The organism is Acrocarpospora sp. B8E8 (genome assembly GCF_039871605.1).
GTDB classification, from domain to species: Bacteria; Actinomycetota; Actinomycetes; order Streptosporangiales; family Streptosporangiaceae; genus Acrocarpospora; species Acrocarpospora macrocephala.
Map to the genome: position 1 here is coordinate 52,878 of NZ_JBDPLV010000042.1, position 13,977 is coordinate 66,854.

Consider the following 13,977-nt stretch of genomic DNA (forward strand, 5'->3'; position numbering starts at 1 on the left):
GCGGAACACGGCCACCCTTACGGTGCATGGCACGCGTGTAGTTAACCTGCACGTGACAGAGCGATGGTAGGAAGGACGACGTGGGTGATCGGAGACCGCTTGCACGAGCTGCGCACCGCGCGGGGGATGAGTTTGCGTGTCCTGGCCCAGCAGGCAGGGGTGTCTCCGACGCTGCTCAGCCAGATCGAGCGCGGCGTCACCGAGCCCAGCCTGGCGACCCTCCGCCGGCTGGCCGGCGTCTTCGGCGAGTCCATCGCCTCGCTGTTCGAGGACCCCGCCGCTCCTTCGGTGTGGCTCAGCCGGCCCGGTGAGCGGACGACCCTCGGCGCGCCCAACGGGCAGATCCGCTACGAACGGCTCACCCCCGGCAACGGGCAGCTCGAGGTGCTGCACGCGGTCCTCGCCCCCGGTGAGGTCTCCAGCGAGGAGCTGTGGAGCCACCCGTCGATGGAATGCGTCTACGTGGTCGGCGGAACGCTGACCGTCGAATTCGAGCGCACCACCTACACCCTCGTCGCGGGCGAGAGCATCACGCTCGACTCCACCCGGCCGCACCGCTACCTGAACAGCTCCGACGCGCCCGCGGAGATCGTCCTCGCCATCAACCCGCCGACGCCCTGAGCGCCGGTCGCGACAGAAGGAACCGGCATGGAGGACAACCACGGCGACATGGAACTCTACGATCTGCGGGTCAGCGTCGACCGCATCGAGGGCCGGTCGGTCTGCGGCATGGAAACGGGCGACTACTTCGAGCTGACCGAGAGCGCCCGCCTGCGCCTCCCCGAGGGGCGCCACTTCTGCGTCTACGCGCTGGCCGCCGTACTGCCGTTCCTGGCCGCCAAGCAGCGTGACCTGGCCTCGGGAGACTGGCTGGCGCAGGACTCCCACTTCGCCTGCCCCGACCCCGAGGAGCGGCTGATCATGCGGGTGGAACGCACCTGCCGACGTCGGCTGAACTCCGCTGACCTGACCTGACCTGACGCGCGCGAGGAGAAGTCTGCCGTGACCGCCGTGGAGATCGGGCTCGGGCTGCAGGGCGACAAGCGACCCGGCGACTACGCGCGGCTGGCGCGCAGCGCCGAGGAGCACGGCTTCGACGTGCTGACCGTGTTCGGCGACCTGATGTACCAGCCGCCGATCTTTCCCCTGCTGGAGATGGCCGGCGTCACCGAGCGCGTCCGCCTGGGGACGGCCTGCCTCAACCCCTACTCCATGGCGCCGTACGAGATCGCCGGGCAGGTCGCCGCGCTCGATCTCGCCTCGCGCGGCCGTGCGTACCTGGGATTGGCCAGGGGGACCTGGCTGGACGCGGTCGGCATCGACCAGCGGCTGCCGCTGACCACCCTGGAGGAGGCGGCGCAGGTCGTCTACCGGCTGCTCCGCGGCGACTCCGGAGGATATCCGGGGAAGGTGTTCCGGCTGGCGCCGGGCACCGCGCTGCGGTATGCCGTGCACCGGCCCGACCCACCGCTGCTGCTGGGTGCCTGGGGCGCCAAGGGGGCGGCCCTGGCCGGGCGGATCGCCGACGAGATCAAGGTGGGCGGCAGCGCCAACCCGGCCATGGTGACGGTGATCCGGGACCGGGTGCGGCCCGGCGCGGAGGCCGCCGGCCGGGGCGCCGAGGAGGTCGGCATCGTGCTCGGCGCGGTCACCGTCGTCGACACCGACGGCGCGGCGGCGCGGAACCGGGCCCGCGCCGAGGTCGCCATGTACCTCGCGGTCGTGGCCGGGCTTGATCCGACCGTCGAGATCCCCGCGGACCTGCTCGCCCGGGTGAAGGGGCTGGTCGACGCGGGCCACCACGGAGCGGCCGGCCGGCTGGTTCCCGACGACCTGCTCGACCTGTTCGCCTTCTCCGGGACGCCGGAACAGGTCGCCGGGCAGGCGCAGGCGCTCATCGACGCCGGGGTGCGCCGGGTCGAGTTCGGCACCCCGCACGGTCTCAGCGACCGGCGCGGGGTGGAACTGCTCGGGTCGGCGGTGCTGCCGCTGCTGCGCCGGGAGCCGGCTCGCGTCGATCCGTGCGGCTGATCAGCGATCCCGCAGCCAGGACCGCGAGAAAGACGGATAAACGGGTAGGAACTACCTAAAGAATCACAGATTTCACGGTAGGCGGCACCGCCGAAGGAGATTGTGATGCGTGTCAAGGTTCAGGACGTCATGACCACGGAAGTGGTGTCGGTGAAGGGCAGCACCCCGTTCAAGGACGTGGCCGAGGTCCTGATCGCTCACGGTGTGAGCGCTGTTCCTGTGGTCGACGGCGAAGGCCACGTCCTCGGCGCGGTGTCCGAGGCGGACCTGCTGGTCAGGGAGGAGTTCAAGGAGCAGTACTACGGCGAGGGCTACCAGCCGCCGCTGCGCGCCCGGCTGCGGCGGCGCCTGAGCAAGGGGGGCGCCAGGGTCGGCGAGAAGGTCCACGGCGACATCGCGGCCGGACTGATGACCGCCCCAGCGGTCACGGTCCGGCCCCACGCCTCGGTGGCGGCGGCGATGCGGCTCATGGCCGGGCACGGCGTCAAGCGACTGTTCGTGGTCGACGAGAAAGGCCGCCTGATCGGCATCGTCAGCCGCGGTGACCTGCTGAAAGTGTTTCTGCGCTCCGACGCCGACATCGCCGGGGAAGTGCGCGAGGACATCCTTGATCATTCCCTGTGGGCGGCGACCTCCGACGTCCAGGCCGCCGCGGAGCAGGGCGTGGTGACACTGACCGGAACGATGGAACGACGCAGCGACGCCCAGCTCGCGGTCCGCATGACCGAACGGGTCAACGGCGTGGTCGACGTGATCGACCACATCACCTGGAGAGTGAACGACGTCCCTGTCTGGAAGGGCCGCTGACCACCGAGGTCGCGACCCCGTCCGCGGGCGCGTCTGGAGGCAGAGATGCGTCATGTCACCGTCAAGGACGTGATGACCTGGCCGGTGATCTCCGTTGGGGAGAATGTTCGCCCTTGGCGAACCGGTAGGCCGTTTCAGTCAGGCGGGTGCCCGCATGCGCAGAGGCCCGCACCCGAAGGCGCGGGCCCCAGCTACGTGCTTCAGCGTTAGGCGGGGACGATGTTCTCCGCCTGCGGCCCCTTCTGGCCTTGCGTGACGTCGAAGCTCACCTTCTGGCCTTCCTGGAGCTCGCGGAAGCCCTGGGCGGCGATGTTCGAGTAGTGGGCGAAGACGTCAGCGCCGCCGCCGTCCTGCTCGATGAAGCCGAAACCCTTTTCCGCGTTGAACCACTTCACGGTGCCAGTAGCCATATTGCATCTCCTTCGGGGCTGTGCCCGGGAAGGCTCGCACTGTGCAAGCCCTCGCGTCGCCGCGATGATTACCCCGTCCGGAAAAGCACCGGCAATAAAAAGTGCCACCAACAGCGCAGAATGCTGGTGGGGGCACTTGAAGTCTTTGGGAACCACAACCGCAACTGAAATCGACAGTATCACGGAGCGCGCAGCGTTCGTAGCGGTGGTGCGGGCGACGGCGGCGGGTGGCGCGCCAGACGGCCGTCGACCTTCGTGACGCCTGGGTCCCGGTGGGCCAGGCGCCGATGTCGGTGAGCAGGGGCCAGAGCTCCTCCGGGTCGCCTCGACGAGGGAGCTTGCTTCGTACGAGCGCCTTGATTTTCCGTACGAACCGGTGACGGTCGCCGGACTCGGCGTCGGCTGTTCGACGCAGCGCTGGACCGCCCAATCGCTCGAACTGTGGCACGCGAGGAGTGCCGGCATCCGTCAAGACCGTCTCGTACGGATGCCGCCGTGGCCAACCCGGCAACCCGTCTATTTCCTTTGGCGATCGGATTACCGAGCGGTCAATGATTCCCCTAAACGGAAATCGAAACCGAGATCAACATCGATCGAATTTCAGTTCCAAATCAGGGCTGCCTCAGCGGCAAACATTAGGGTCCTGGCAGTTGACGCGCCGAATTCTTTCTTTGTAGCTGGAGGAACCCGTGAGTTCAACGAAGAAGTTCCCGAGGAACGGTAATTCTGGTCGCCGTGCCACGGTGGCTGTCACCTTGGCCGTGGCGTTCGCGTCGTTCGGCGTGGAAGGTTCCGCCCAGGCTGCCTCGGCCGACCTCGTGGCCACGGCACGGGTGATCGCGACGGGAATTCCGGGAGCGGGTGCGGTCGCTCCCGTGGGGACCTTCCTGCCGGCACCGTCCAACCGTTGCAGGGGCGCCGCTGGCTGCTTGACAGGAAGACGACTCCGCGCCTCGGCGCCCTGTTGAGCTACGAACCGAACTTCGGTCTCTTCATCAGCCGGCCGTTCGACGACTCGATCAAGCCGTCCGGTCGCGGACCGATGGAGAAGTATGGCGCGTTTCTACTCGCGCGTCCTGGCGCTGCAGATCGCCGCCAGGTCCCTCGGGATCGTCGACCGGTCATATGACCACCCACGTTTGCCGGAACGTGGTGGAACGGAATGGAACGCGGAATTGAGGAGGCGACTCGCGTAGAGCGACGAGGAAACAGCAAGTGGGGCAGGCGGTTCTCATCATGTCGGTGCTCATTCGACTGCTCGGCCCGGTGGATGTGACGGTGGCCGGCACGGCCAAGCCGTTGCCGGGTCTGCGGCGCAAGGCCGTGCTGGCCCGGCTGGCGTTGCGGCCCGGCGAGGTGGTCAGCGTCGATCAGCTGATCGACGCCGTGTGGGACGGCGAACCTCCGGCCACCGCGGTGAACTCGTTGCAGAGCCACGTGTCCTATCTGCGGCGCGCCCTCGGGGCGCCGGAGGCGATCCTCGCGCGGGCCCCCGGATACGTGCTCACGGTCAGGGAGACGGATCTGCGCCGGGCTGAGGACCTGATCCAGCGGGCCAGAGACATCGCCGATCCGGCGGACCGGCTGGCGGCGCTGACCGGCGCGGCGGGCCTCTCCGCCGACGCGCAGCAGCCGGGCGACGAGTTCCGGATCCTCACCGCCCTGTATCTCCTGACCGCCGACCTGGCGGCGCGAAACCCGCTGGTCATCGTGGTGGACGACCTGCACTGGGCGGACACGCCCGCCGTGCAGTTCCTGACCTTCCTCGCCGCCCGCCTCGACGCGTTGCCGGTGGTGCTCGTGCTCGCCCTCCGGCCCGGCCAGGACCGTATCGGCCGTCTGGTCTCGGCCATCGCCGGCCTGCCGCACGCGGTCACCCGGGCGCTGCGGCCCCTCAGCCCGGACGGCTGCGCCGAACTGCTCGCCAGGGTGATCGACATCGAGCCCGACCGCGACCTGGTCGGCCAGTGCCACGCCATGACCAGCGGCAACCCCTTCCTGATGCGGGAGCTCGCCGCGCAGCTCACCGCCTCGGGGGGCGATGTGCGCAAGGCCGTGCCCGAGGATTCGCCGGGCGTGACCCGGTTCGCCAACCAGCAGCTGCGCTATCTGCCCCCCGCCGCCGTGGACGTGGCCAGGGCCTTGGCCGTGCTGGGCGACGAGGTCGGCAGCGACTGGCTGGCCCAGGTGACGCGGACATCCCCCAGGGAGGCCATGGACGCGCTGGTCCCGCTGCTGGCCGACCAGCTGATCGTCGCCGCGGGCATCCCGGCCAGGTTCTCCTTCGCCCACCCGCTGATCCGCGCCTCGGTCTACGACTCCATGCCGGCGGCACTCCGTACCGACCTGCACCTGCGGGCCGTGGACGTGGCGATCCGCGGCCAGGATCCGATCAAGGCGGCGACGCACCTGCTCAGGGTCCCGCCGCGCGTCGGCGGGCCCGATCCGGTCGAGGTGCTGAGCCTGGCGGCCGAGCTCAGCCTGGCCAGCGGCTCGGTGAGCAGCGCGGTGAACTTCCTGCGCCGGACTCTGGAGGAGGATCTCGGCGAACGGCGGACCGGGATGCTGACCCGGCTCGGCATGGCGGAGGCGCTGGTGGACAGCGAGCGGGCCATCGAGCGGCTGTCGGAGGCGCTGGCCGGGGAGCCGGACCCCGAGGCGCGCGCGCAGATCCGGTTCGGGCTGGCCAGCACGCTGTGGCTGGCCGGCAGGCCGCGGGAGGCGGCTCTCGTCTGCCAGGACTCCCTGGCCCGCGACCAGGGCATGTCCGCGGAGGCCAGGCTGTCCCTGCGGGGGTGCATCGCGATGGTGGCGTTACGGCACGCGCCACGGCACCGACCTGGTCGCGCTGATCGACGGTTTCGCGGCCGAGCCGCCGCACGAATCCGTCGGCGGGCTCATCCTCGAATCGGGCCTCGCCCTGCATGACATGTACCAGAACCGGCGGGAGTCGGCGGCGCGGCGCGCCTCGCGGGTCATCGCGGGCGACCGCCTGCTCAGGCTCGCGATGGCCGAGCCGACGCTCACCTGCGCCTGGTATGCCCTGATCCCGTGTGATTCGCCCGCGCTGCTGCCGTCCGTGGAGGCGGCGCTCGCGCACAACCAGAAGGCCGGTTCTTCGCGCGGTCTCGCGCCTTCCCTCTGCGTCCGGGCGGAGGTCATGTACGCCCACGGCCGCCTGGCCGAGGCCCTCCGCGACGCGCGGCAGGCGTGGGAGGTCTGCCAGTTCACCACCGTCGGTCTCGGCGGGATGTTCATCGGGAACGTGCTGATGCTGGCGCTGGCGGCGCACGGGGAGGTCGAGGAGGCCGCGAAGGTCCTCAGGGAGGTCAAGGCCAAGCAGGTCGCCAACGTCACGGCGTCCCTGTACGCCCCCGGCGAGATCGCCGTCCAGCTGGCCATGGGTCAGACCCGGCGCGCCTTCGAGACGGTGCTGGCCACCCGGAACGAGTGCAGGTGGCAGCCCATGAACAATCCGCTGGCCACCGACTGGCGGGCACCCAGGCCAACCTGGAGCACGCCAAGTCCCTGCACGCGTTCGGCGCGGCTCTGGCCGAACCGGGCCACCTCGCGGACGCGCGAGCCCGCCTGGCGGCCGCGCTGGACCTGGCCGCGCTCTGCGGGGCGCTGCCCCTCCAGGACGCCGTCACGGCGGCCGTCCGGCGGGCCGGGGCCGCCCCCGGGGGTGCGTCGACGCCGTTGCCGGCACCCCCAGGAGCGGTTCACCCCGCGATCAGCTGATCAGGGGTTGATGGGGCCGGGCCAGGGCCAGTCACCGGGCTCCTGGAAGTCGTACGGAGGAGTCGGATCCGGACCCGGCAGGGACGGGCAGGGGATCTCGTACGTCTCCCCAGGGTGTCCGGGCATGGGGAGTTCCACACCGCAGGGGGGCAGAGCCCCGACCCTGGTCTCCACGGCCCCGCTGACCGCGACGGCCAAGCAGGCGCCGAGGGCCACGCCGAGCGCCGCCAGCGCGGCACGTGACCGCCCTCGCATGACGTTTCTGAAGTCACTTAGACCTCCATGATGGTTATCTCGCTTTCGCGACTGGCATAATCATCAAAAGGCATTCCGCGGCGCACAGCCCAGTACCGCTTACGGTGAAATAAAGCGCCCAAGTGGACTATTCCGGTCCGCTTCCCGGCCAATATTCCGGCCAAGCGGACCTGTGGCCGACACGGCCCGGCGAGTTCTCATGAACTAGGCGAGTGCTTTATGACACAACGGTCGGCGTCAGCCCGTTCGGAAAGTCGAATTCCGCGCGCGGCCACGTACTACGACTGGCTGCGCATCCTCCACGACGTCAAGTCGGCCCGTTTCATGGGCGACGACGACGCTCCCAGTACCGCGAGCTGGCTGGGTGACAACCTCAGGCGGGCCGTGCACACCGGCCGGACGTCCGCCCTGGCGTATCCCACGCTCGGCCTGACCGAGACCGCCCTGCTGGCCGCCCCGCTGCTGCCCTGCGGACGGCCGGTCCCGGCGGAGCTGAAGGATCGTTTCCCCCTGCTGCACACCTTGAGCACCACCTGCTCCTGCCGCGGCTGCGCCGGCGAGGTCACCCGGGTGTTCTGCAACCTCGCCTCGCTGACGATCGGCCTGCCCTGGCCGCAGTTCCGCTCCCGCTACGAGGTCCAGGTGCCCGTGGAGCGGTTCGACCTGGTGATGGCGCACAATCTGACCACACTGCGCGGCGGTCGGGGGCGCGTCGTCGAGCCGCTCCGCCTGGTGCTGGACACGCCGTCCGGGCCGGAGTACGAGGCGTGGCTGAGCCGGGCCTGGCGAAGACTCGACGCGTGACGCGGATGCCCGGCTACCTGCTGGATCCGAGGGCCGACGCGACCGATGCGCGGATGGCCGGCGGCCCCAGCCGAAGCAGCTCCCGCGGATCGGTCACGCCGCGGAGCACCCCCGCCTCGACATGCCACAGCCCTTCCCCCGGCTCGACACCGAGCTCGTCGATGAACGTCCGCCTGGCCCCGCCCGCCCGCGCGCCCCAGCGCGGCCCTCAGCTTGGCGATGTGCGCATGCAACGTACGCACGGCTTTAGGCGGCGCGTCCTCCCCCCACAGCCCGTCCACCAGCTGCTCCACGGTGACCATGCCCCCAGCCCTGAGCGCCAGCAGCCCTCTCCGGCGCGGCGGCAACACCACAGCCTTCCCCGCACACCACACCTCAAGCGGCCCCAGCACGTTGATCCATCTCCGGGTTGTCGGTCCGCCCATTTCACTTCCTCACGTACGGCAGGACTGACCGGTACTCTCTCCCGACATGCTGAGACACCCCTGATATGGCACTGGAACGACGCTGGATTCCGGCTCAGGCCCTCGAATGGATTTCAGGGGCCACAAGGCGCGGTCCGTACCGGAGGATCAGCGGTAGGGACGCGAGGAGGAAAGCTCCCGCCACAGTCACCCACGCGAACCACTCGCCGGAGGTTCCGGCGATGGCGGGGACCGCGGTCGCGCCGATACCGGCGCCGATCGCACCGGACAACGCCACCGCGGAGACCGTGGACGCCCGGTGGTCGTCGTTGACCATGCTGTGCAGCCAGCCGCCGGTGGTCGGTGTGGAACCGGCGAGCGCCACGTGGAAGGTCACGAAGGCGGCGGCCAAGGCGACCGGTGAGGCCAGCGGCATCAGCGTGGCGCACCCGGCCGCCGCGACGATCATCAAAATCAGGACGATCCGGACCGGGCCGAAGCTCTGGGCGACTTTGGTCAGGTAGGTGGCGGCGAACGCGCTGAGTGTCATGCCGCAGACGATGACAACGCTGTAGAACGTGGGGGCCGTCTGGGCGCCGAGCAGTCGGATCGCCGATACGGGCAATAACGTCTCCAGAGCTCCAGCGACCAGCCCCGCACCGCAGCCGGCGTACAGCACGGCCCGGACGGCCGGTCGTCGGATGGCGTCGCCGAAGTGCTGGAACACGGCACGGTTTCGGGGCGATGCTCCGGCCGTACGCCGGTGTGGTGGGCCGGTCATCAAGACCGCGATCGCGATGCCGTGGACGGCCGCCAGCGCGCAGGCGAGCGCGATGGGAACCGCGGTCGCCGCGATGCCGGCCTGGGGTCCGGCGAGCGGAAGCAGACCACCCGCCAGCGCGCCGGACGCGATTCCCGTGCCCAGTCCCGCCTCGGCGCCGGCGAGGCCCCGTGGCACCTCCTCCGGCGCTGAACTCGCCTGGTCGACGAACCAGGACTCGGCCGTCCCGGACAGGGCGGCACGGCTCGCACCGATGAGGGCGCCGGCCGCGACCATGGCACCCAGGCCGGCACCGAGGGCGAGCACGCCTAGACCCACCGTCTTGGTGATCGCGCCGCAGAGCGCGACCGGCTTTCGCCCGTACAGGTCGGCCAGCAGGCCCGCGGGGAGTTCGAAGCCGGCCGAGACGACCGCGTGAACCGCGAAGATCATGCCTATCTGGACGGGGTCGACGCCGCGCTCGACAAGCAGGAGAGCCACCACGGGGAACATCAGTCCACCTGGCAACCACTCGAGGAATGCGAGCGTCCGCAGGCGGCGCCGGATCAGGCTGACATCGGTCACGTCCGCAGCCTTCGCTCGGATATCCGCGCCAGCTCCGCGACCAGCTCGCGCGCCCGGCGAAGAAGCCGGTGCTCCTCCCCCACCCGTCCGGCGAGACCAGCCACGACGTCCAGGGCATGCTGCCAGGCTTCGTCGACACGGCCCATCCGCGTCAGCAGCCGGGCGAAGTTATGAATGCTCAGCAAGGTCGTCGGGTTGTCGGGACCCCAAACCCGCGTCTTGATGGCGATGGCGCGCGCATAGAGCCGTTCCGCCTCCTCGAAGTCGTCGCCGGCCACCGCCACGGCGGCGAGATTTCCCAGATTCACCGCCACCTCGGGATGGTCCGGGCCGTAGGAGTTCGCAAAGATCTCGCACGCTCGGGAAAAGCATCGCGCGGCCTCCTCAACCCGGCCGACGTCGAACAGCAGACCGCCAAGATTCGACAGGTCCGCGGCGACCAGCACGGAGTTTTCTCCGTGCCGGGCGGTACGGATGCGAACCGACTCCTGCCCGGCCTCGATACCCGATCGGGCATCCTCCCGCGCATGGGCGAGCCCGGCGATGTTGTGCAGGATCGTCGCGAGGGCGTCCTCGTCGCCGGCGCCGCGCAATTCCGTCCGCGCCAGCTCGTAGTATCCGGCCGCGTCGTCGAAACGAGCGGTGTATCGGCAGAGCATGCCAAGCGCGTTCAGGCACATGCCATGGAGCAGGCGCGCCGCACGGAGATGGGTGTCGACGTCGTCAGCGGCCGCGCGTAACTCCCTTTCGGCGTCGTCGTACTGCCCCAGCGCGGTCAGGATGTTGCCCAAGTCGACTCGAAGAGCTGCCAGCGCCCCGTCGGCCCCGTCGACGATCGCTGCGATGCCGCAGCGCAGAATCCCCACGGCGGCGAGGGCGTCGCCCTGCTCGAACGCCGCCGATGCCGCCTCCTGGTGCGCTACCGCACTACCCGTGGTGGATACGCAAAGACGGCAGTCGTTACCGAATTTGGCGGTCACATCTACTCTCCCTGAACAAGGTCGTAAAGCGTCTGGGACGACCCCTCTCCCAAACGGAGGGTGCCGTTGGTGGCTGGCCATCGATGATGACCAGCCACCACGACTAACCGATTACCTCAGAGTGGTTCGTCGCGATTCTGGCGCTGTTCATCACGTGTTCCTCCTTTCCGTCGGTTCAGAGGTACGAGGAATCTGTTGCCATTCGGTTGCCATCATGCGCGAGGGTCCGGAGTCCGACCGGCCGTGGCGGTCTGAACTGCGCGGACAAGCTCGCATCAGCGTCGTTTCAGGCCCGTTCCAGCAGTCCCGGCTACTTTGCCGCAGAAATACTCCACTCGACTGACGCCCTGCCCGAAGCCGACCACAGTCACCTGAAAGTTTCAGAATCCGAAACCATGACCACCCAACCCAGCGCGCACTTCTGACGACCTGCGCTATCAGGTGGATAGGGCCTCAGTAAATTCGATTTCCAGCGGGCTAACAACGCTTTTGTGCCTGATGTTAACTCCCCCGCCCGCCGGTCCGAATTTTGCGTACGAAATGCGAGATTGAAAGTCCGGCCACGGCGGCACACACTCGGCGATAAGAAGGCCCACCCCCGATTGTGGAGGCACAATGGACCGAGCCGTAACCGGAATTCACGGACGTAGAAAATCGATGCTCCGGCGCCTCTCGTCCGCCGCCGTCGCGGTGCTCGCCGTGGCATTCCTCGGCGTGCCGCCCGCCTCCGCCCTCGCGCTGCCGACGCCGAAGGATCTGACCGCCTTCCTGGACCTCGAATGCTTCAAGACCAACCCGTACCAGCCGCCCGCCACCACGCTCACGCTGCGGCACATCAACCCGGTGCTCGGCAACCTGCCGATCGAGACCGTCACCCTCGGCCAGCGTGAGCAGCTGTGCGTCCCGGTCGCCAAGAACACCCAGATGGCGCCGTCGCCCGCGATCGACTTCATCAAGTACATCGACCTGGCCTGCTACAAGATCTCCGGCACCACGGTGACCACGGGCCTCGTGCTCAGCCACCTCAACCCGCTGTTCCAGACCCTGCCGCGCACGCAGATCTCGATGAACACCCCGCAGCAGCTGTGCGTGCCGGTCATCAAGAACAACGCGGTCCCACCCGCTGACGTGCTGGCGCTGGTCCGGCACATCGACCTCAAGTGCTACGCCATCACCCCCAACAACCCGCTGAACCAGCAGTTGTCGCTGCGCCAGCTCAACCCCGTCCTGACGCCGATAATCCCCACGCACGGCGCGCAGGTCCGCTACGCCCGCCAGCTGTGCGTCCCGGTGCAGAAGGCCGGCGACAACATCCCCGCCCAGGTGTTCACCATCGTCCGGTGGATCGACCTGGAGAAGTTCGACCTCGTCACCCCGGCCCTGCCGACGGTCACGCTGACCCTGCGGCACATCAACCCCGTCCTCGCCGGCCTCCCGGCCGAGCAGGCCACCCTCACCGGCGCCAGCCAGCTGGCCCTGCCGGTCGCCAAGAACGGCAATCTCCCCCCGGGCTGATCCCGTGACCCAGAGTCCCTCCACCCGCGCCGGTGGAGGGACTCCGCCGTTGCGCCGGCACGCGTCGCCCGGCCTGAAGACGACCTTGACGATGGAGATTCCGGATCCTACCCTCTTGCCGTGGGAGCGTTCCCACGGTCGGGCGCGCAGGCGTTCTCGAAGGCTCTGGTACGCGATCCCCCGTCCGATGGAGGTTATGGATGCCCCGGAACCCGGCCTCACCTTTACAGCGGGGCATGTGGATCAACGAACTGGCCGGATCCGGCACCGCCTACCAGATGCCGCTGGCGATCACTTTCGAGGGATCGCTCGACGTGCCCGCGCTGCTCGCGGCATGCACGGCCGTCCTGGACCGGCACGAGCTCCTCGGCGCCGCGTTCCAGGAGGACGACGGCGAGCTGCTGATCGTCCGAGCGGACATTCCGCCGACCGTGGCGCACGGTCCGGAGCAGCCGCCGGATTTCGACGTCCGCTGGGGGCCGCTCGCCCGGTTCACCCTGACGGAGACCGGGCCGGACCGGCACCGCCTGCTGTTCGTCGCCCATCACCTGGTCTTCGACGGAATGTCGAAGGACATCCTGGTCCGGGACCTCGCCGCGCTGTATGCCGGACGTCCGGTGGCGCCCGCCGCCCCGCCGTACGGCGAGGTGATCCAGGCCGAACGCGAGCGGGTCGAGGAGGCGCTCCCCGCGGCCGAGACCTTCTGGAAGGCCCGATGGCGCGACCAGTTCGAGGTCTTCACGCCGGGCGGCGAGACCACCGCGTCCCGGCGGCCCGGGCCGGGCGCGAGCGTGGCGGCGCTGTCCGGTCTCCCCGATCCCGGCGACCTGGGCGTGACCACGTTCGAGCACGTCCTGACCGCGCTGCACGCGCTGCTGCACCGGTACGGCCCCCGCGAGCCGATCATCTCGGTGGACCTGTCCACCCGCGGGCCGGAAACCGCGGAGACCGTGGGCCTGCTGGTCAACGAGCTGCCCGTGGTGGCCAGGCCGGAGCCGGGCGGCACCTTCCGCGAGCTCGCCCACCAGGTGCGCGACGAGCTGCGCGCCGTCTACGGCTTCCGCGAGGTGCCGCTGGCGCGGGCGCTCGGCGGCCTGTCGCCACGCGGCTCGCTCACGCCGGTCTCGGTGAGCTACCGGCGGCGCGGACCCGACCCCGACTTTCCCGGCCTGACGGTCGACGTGGACTGGGCGATGTTCAACGGCGGCGCCCGCGGCGCGCTGCACCTGCAGGCCGTCGAAGGGCCTGGCACGCTCGACGCCTGGCTCCGCTACGACCCGCGGGTGCTCTCCGGCGAGGATGCGGCGCTGGTCGCGGCCGACCTGCGGGCGGTGCTCGGCCAGCCGCCGGACACGCCCCTGTCGGAGCTCGTCCTGCCGTCTTCGGGGGCCCGTACCAGCCAGGTACAGCCGGCCTTGCCCGCCGCCGTCGCCGCGGCCGCGCCCCCGGAGATCGTCGAAGGCGTGGCCCGGATCTGGTGCGACGTGCTCCGCCTCAAGCACGTCGGCCCGCACGAGGATCTGTTCGACCTGGGCGGGCACTCGATGTCGATCATCAACATCATCGCCAGGATCGACAAGCAGTACGGCGTGGAGTTGCCCATGGACGTGTTCTTCGACAACCCGACCGTGGAGGGCGTGGCCGAGGCGGTCGCCCAAGCCTCGATCCATTCGGGGGCCTGACCC

At 69.5% G+C, this 13,977-nt stretch carries 12 protein-coding genes; 9 read left to right on the forward strand and 3 right to left on the reverse strand.

Going from position 1 to position 13,977, the window contains the following annotated elements:
• Nucleotides 1-84 precede the first annotated feature (84 nt).
• From ABGB08_RS33345 to ABGB08_RS33360, 4 genes are all read left to right on the forward strand, one after another.
• Entirely contained in the window at nucleotides 85-621 is a 537-nt protein-coding gene (locus tag ABGB08_RS33345; protein ID WP_347598496.1) for a helix-turn-helix domain-containing protein, read from the forward strand.
• 27 nt (nucleotides 622-648) lie between these two features.
• Nucleotides 649-975: a TIGR04076 family protein gene (locus tag ABGB08_RS33350; protein ID WP_347598499.1), complete on the forward strand. Its 327-nt coding sequence runs from the start codon at nucleotides 649-651 to the stop codon at nucleotides 973-975.
• Nucleotides 976-1,002: 27 nt separating this feature from the next.
• The gene (locus tag ABGB08_RS33355; RefSeq protein ID WP_347598502.1) at nucleotides 1,003-2,031 is read left to right on the forward strand and encodes an LLM class flavin-dependent oxidoreductase; all 1,029 of its coding nucleotides are present in this window, start codon (nucleotides 1,003-1,005) and stop codon (nucleotides 2,029-2,031) included.
• A gap of 105 nt (nucleotides 2,032-2,136) precedes the next feature.
• Nucleotides 2,137-2,838 carry a CBS domain-containing protein gene (locus tag ABGB08_RS33360; protein WP_347598505.1) on the forward strand — a complete coding sequence of 234 codons (702 nt, stop codon included), beginning with the start codon at nucleotides 2,137-2,139 and terminating at the stop codon, nucleotides 2,836-2,838.
• Nucleotides 2,839-3,044: 206 nt separating this feature from the next.
• Here the strand turns inward: ABGB08_RS33360 and ABGB08_RS33365 are convergent, their stop codons facing one another.
• Complete coding sequence (locus ABGB08_RS33365; protein ID WP_034275260.1) at nucleotides 3,045-3,248, reverse strand: cold-shock protein; 204 nt, start codon at nucleotides 3,246-3,248, stop codon at nucleotides 3,045-3,047.
• Between the two features lie 1,236 nt (nucleotides 3,249-4,484).
• Here ABGB08_RS33365 and ABGB08_RS33370 point away from each other — a divergent pair.
• From ABGB08_RS33370 to ABGB08_RS33380, 3 genes are all read left to right on the forward strand, one after another.
• The gene (locus ABGB08_RS33370; protein ID WP_347598511.1) at nucleotides 4,485-6,176 is read left to right on the forward strand and encodes a winged helix-turn-helix domain-containing protein; all 1,692 of its coding nucleotides are present in this window, start codon (nucleotides 4,485-4,487) and stop codon (nucleotides 6,174-6,176) included.
• Nucleotide 6,177: 1 nt separating this feature from the next.
• Nucleotides 6,178-7,275 (forward strand): hypothetical protein, encoded by a 1,098-nt coding sequence (locus ABGB08_RS33375; protein ID WP_347598514.1) that lies wholly within the window; start codon nucleotides 6,178-6,180, stop codon nucleotides 7,273-7,275.
• 188 nt (nucleotides 7,276-7,463) lie between these two features.
• Nucleotides 7,464-8,048 (forward strand): hypothetical protein, encoded by a 585-nt coding sequence (locus ABGB08_RS33380; protein ID WP_347598517.1) that lies wholly within the window; start codon nucleotides 7,464-7,466, stop codon nucleotides 8,046-8,048.
• Between the two features lie 519 nt (nucleotides 8,049-8,567).
• Here the strand turns inward: ABGB08_RS33380 and ABGB08_RS33385 are convergent.
• Nucleotides 8,568-9,797, reverse strand: coding sequence for an MFS transporter (locus ABGB08_RS33385; RefSeq protein WP_347598520.1), 1,230 nt, complete (start codon nucleotides 9,795-9,797; stop codon nucleotides 8,568-8,570).
• Nucleotides 9,794-10,777 carry a tetratricopeptide repeat protein gene (locus tag ABGB08_RS33390; RefSeq protein ID WP_347598522.1) on the reverse strand — a complete coding sequence of 328 codons (984 nt, stop codon included), beginning with the start codon at nucleotides 10,775-10,777 and terminating at the stop codon, nucleotides 9,794-9,796. Before ABGB08_RS33390 ends, ABGB08_RS33385 begins: the two co-directional genes overlap by 4 nt.
• A gap of 657 nt (nucleotides 10,778-11,434) precedes the next feature.
• Between ABGB08_RS33390 and ABGB08_RS33395 the strand changes: the two genes are divergently transcribed.
• Together ABGB08_RS33395 and ABGB08_RS33400 are read left to right on the forward strand one after the other, a co-directional pair.
• Entirely contained in the window at nucleotides 11,435-12,292 is an 858-nt protein-coding gene (locus tag ABGB08_RS33395) for a hypothetical protein (protein ID WP_347598525.1), read from the forward strand.
• A gap of 200 nt (nucleotides 12,293-12,492) precedes the next feature.
• A complete protein-coding gene (locus tag ABGB08_RS33400; protein ID WP_347598529.1) occupies nucleotides 12,493-13,974 on the forward strand; it encodes a condensation domain-containing protein in 1,482 nt (493 codons plus the stop codon).
• Nucleotides 13,975-13,977 lie beyond the last annotated feature (3 nt).

Bases quoted from the DNA above. Each gene is read 5' to 3' on its own strand.
- ABGB08_RS33370 (WP_347598511.1), top strand. From the start codon at position 4,485: ATGTCGGTGCTCATTCGACTGCTCGGCCCGGTGGATGTGACGGTGGCC.
- ABGB08_RS33375 (WP_347598514.1), top strand. From the start codon at position 6,178: ATGTACCAGAACCGGCGGGAGTCGGCGGCGCGGCGCGCCTCGCGGGTC.
- ABGB08_RS33400 (WP_347598529.1), top strand. From the start codon at position 12,493: ATGCCCCGGAACCCGGCCTCACCTTTACAGCGGGGCATGTGGATCAAC.
- ABGB08_RS33395 (WP_347598525.1), top strand. From the start codon at position 11,435: ATGCTCCGGCGCCTCTCGTCCGCCGCCGTCGCGGTGCTCGCCGTGGCA.
- ABGB08_RS33360 (WP_347598505.1), top strand. From the start codon at position 2,137: ATGCGTGTCAAGGTTCAGGACGTCATGACCACGGAAGTGGTGTCGGTG.
- ABGB08_RS33350 (WP_347598499.1), top strand. From the start codon at position 649: ATGGAGGACAACCACGGCGACATGGAACTCTACGATCTGCGGGTCAGC.
- ABGB08_RS33380 (WP_347598517.1), top strand. From the start codon at position 7,464: ATGACACAACGGTCGGCGTCAGCCCGTTCGGAAAGTCGAATTCCGCGC.
- ABGB08_RS33365 (WP_034275260.1), bottom strand. From the start codon at position 3,248: ATGGCTACTGGCACCGTGAAGTGGTTCAACGCGGAAAAGGGTTTCGGC.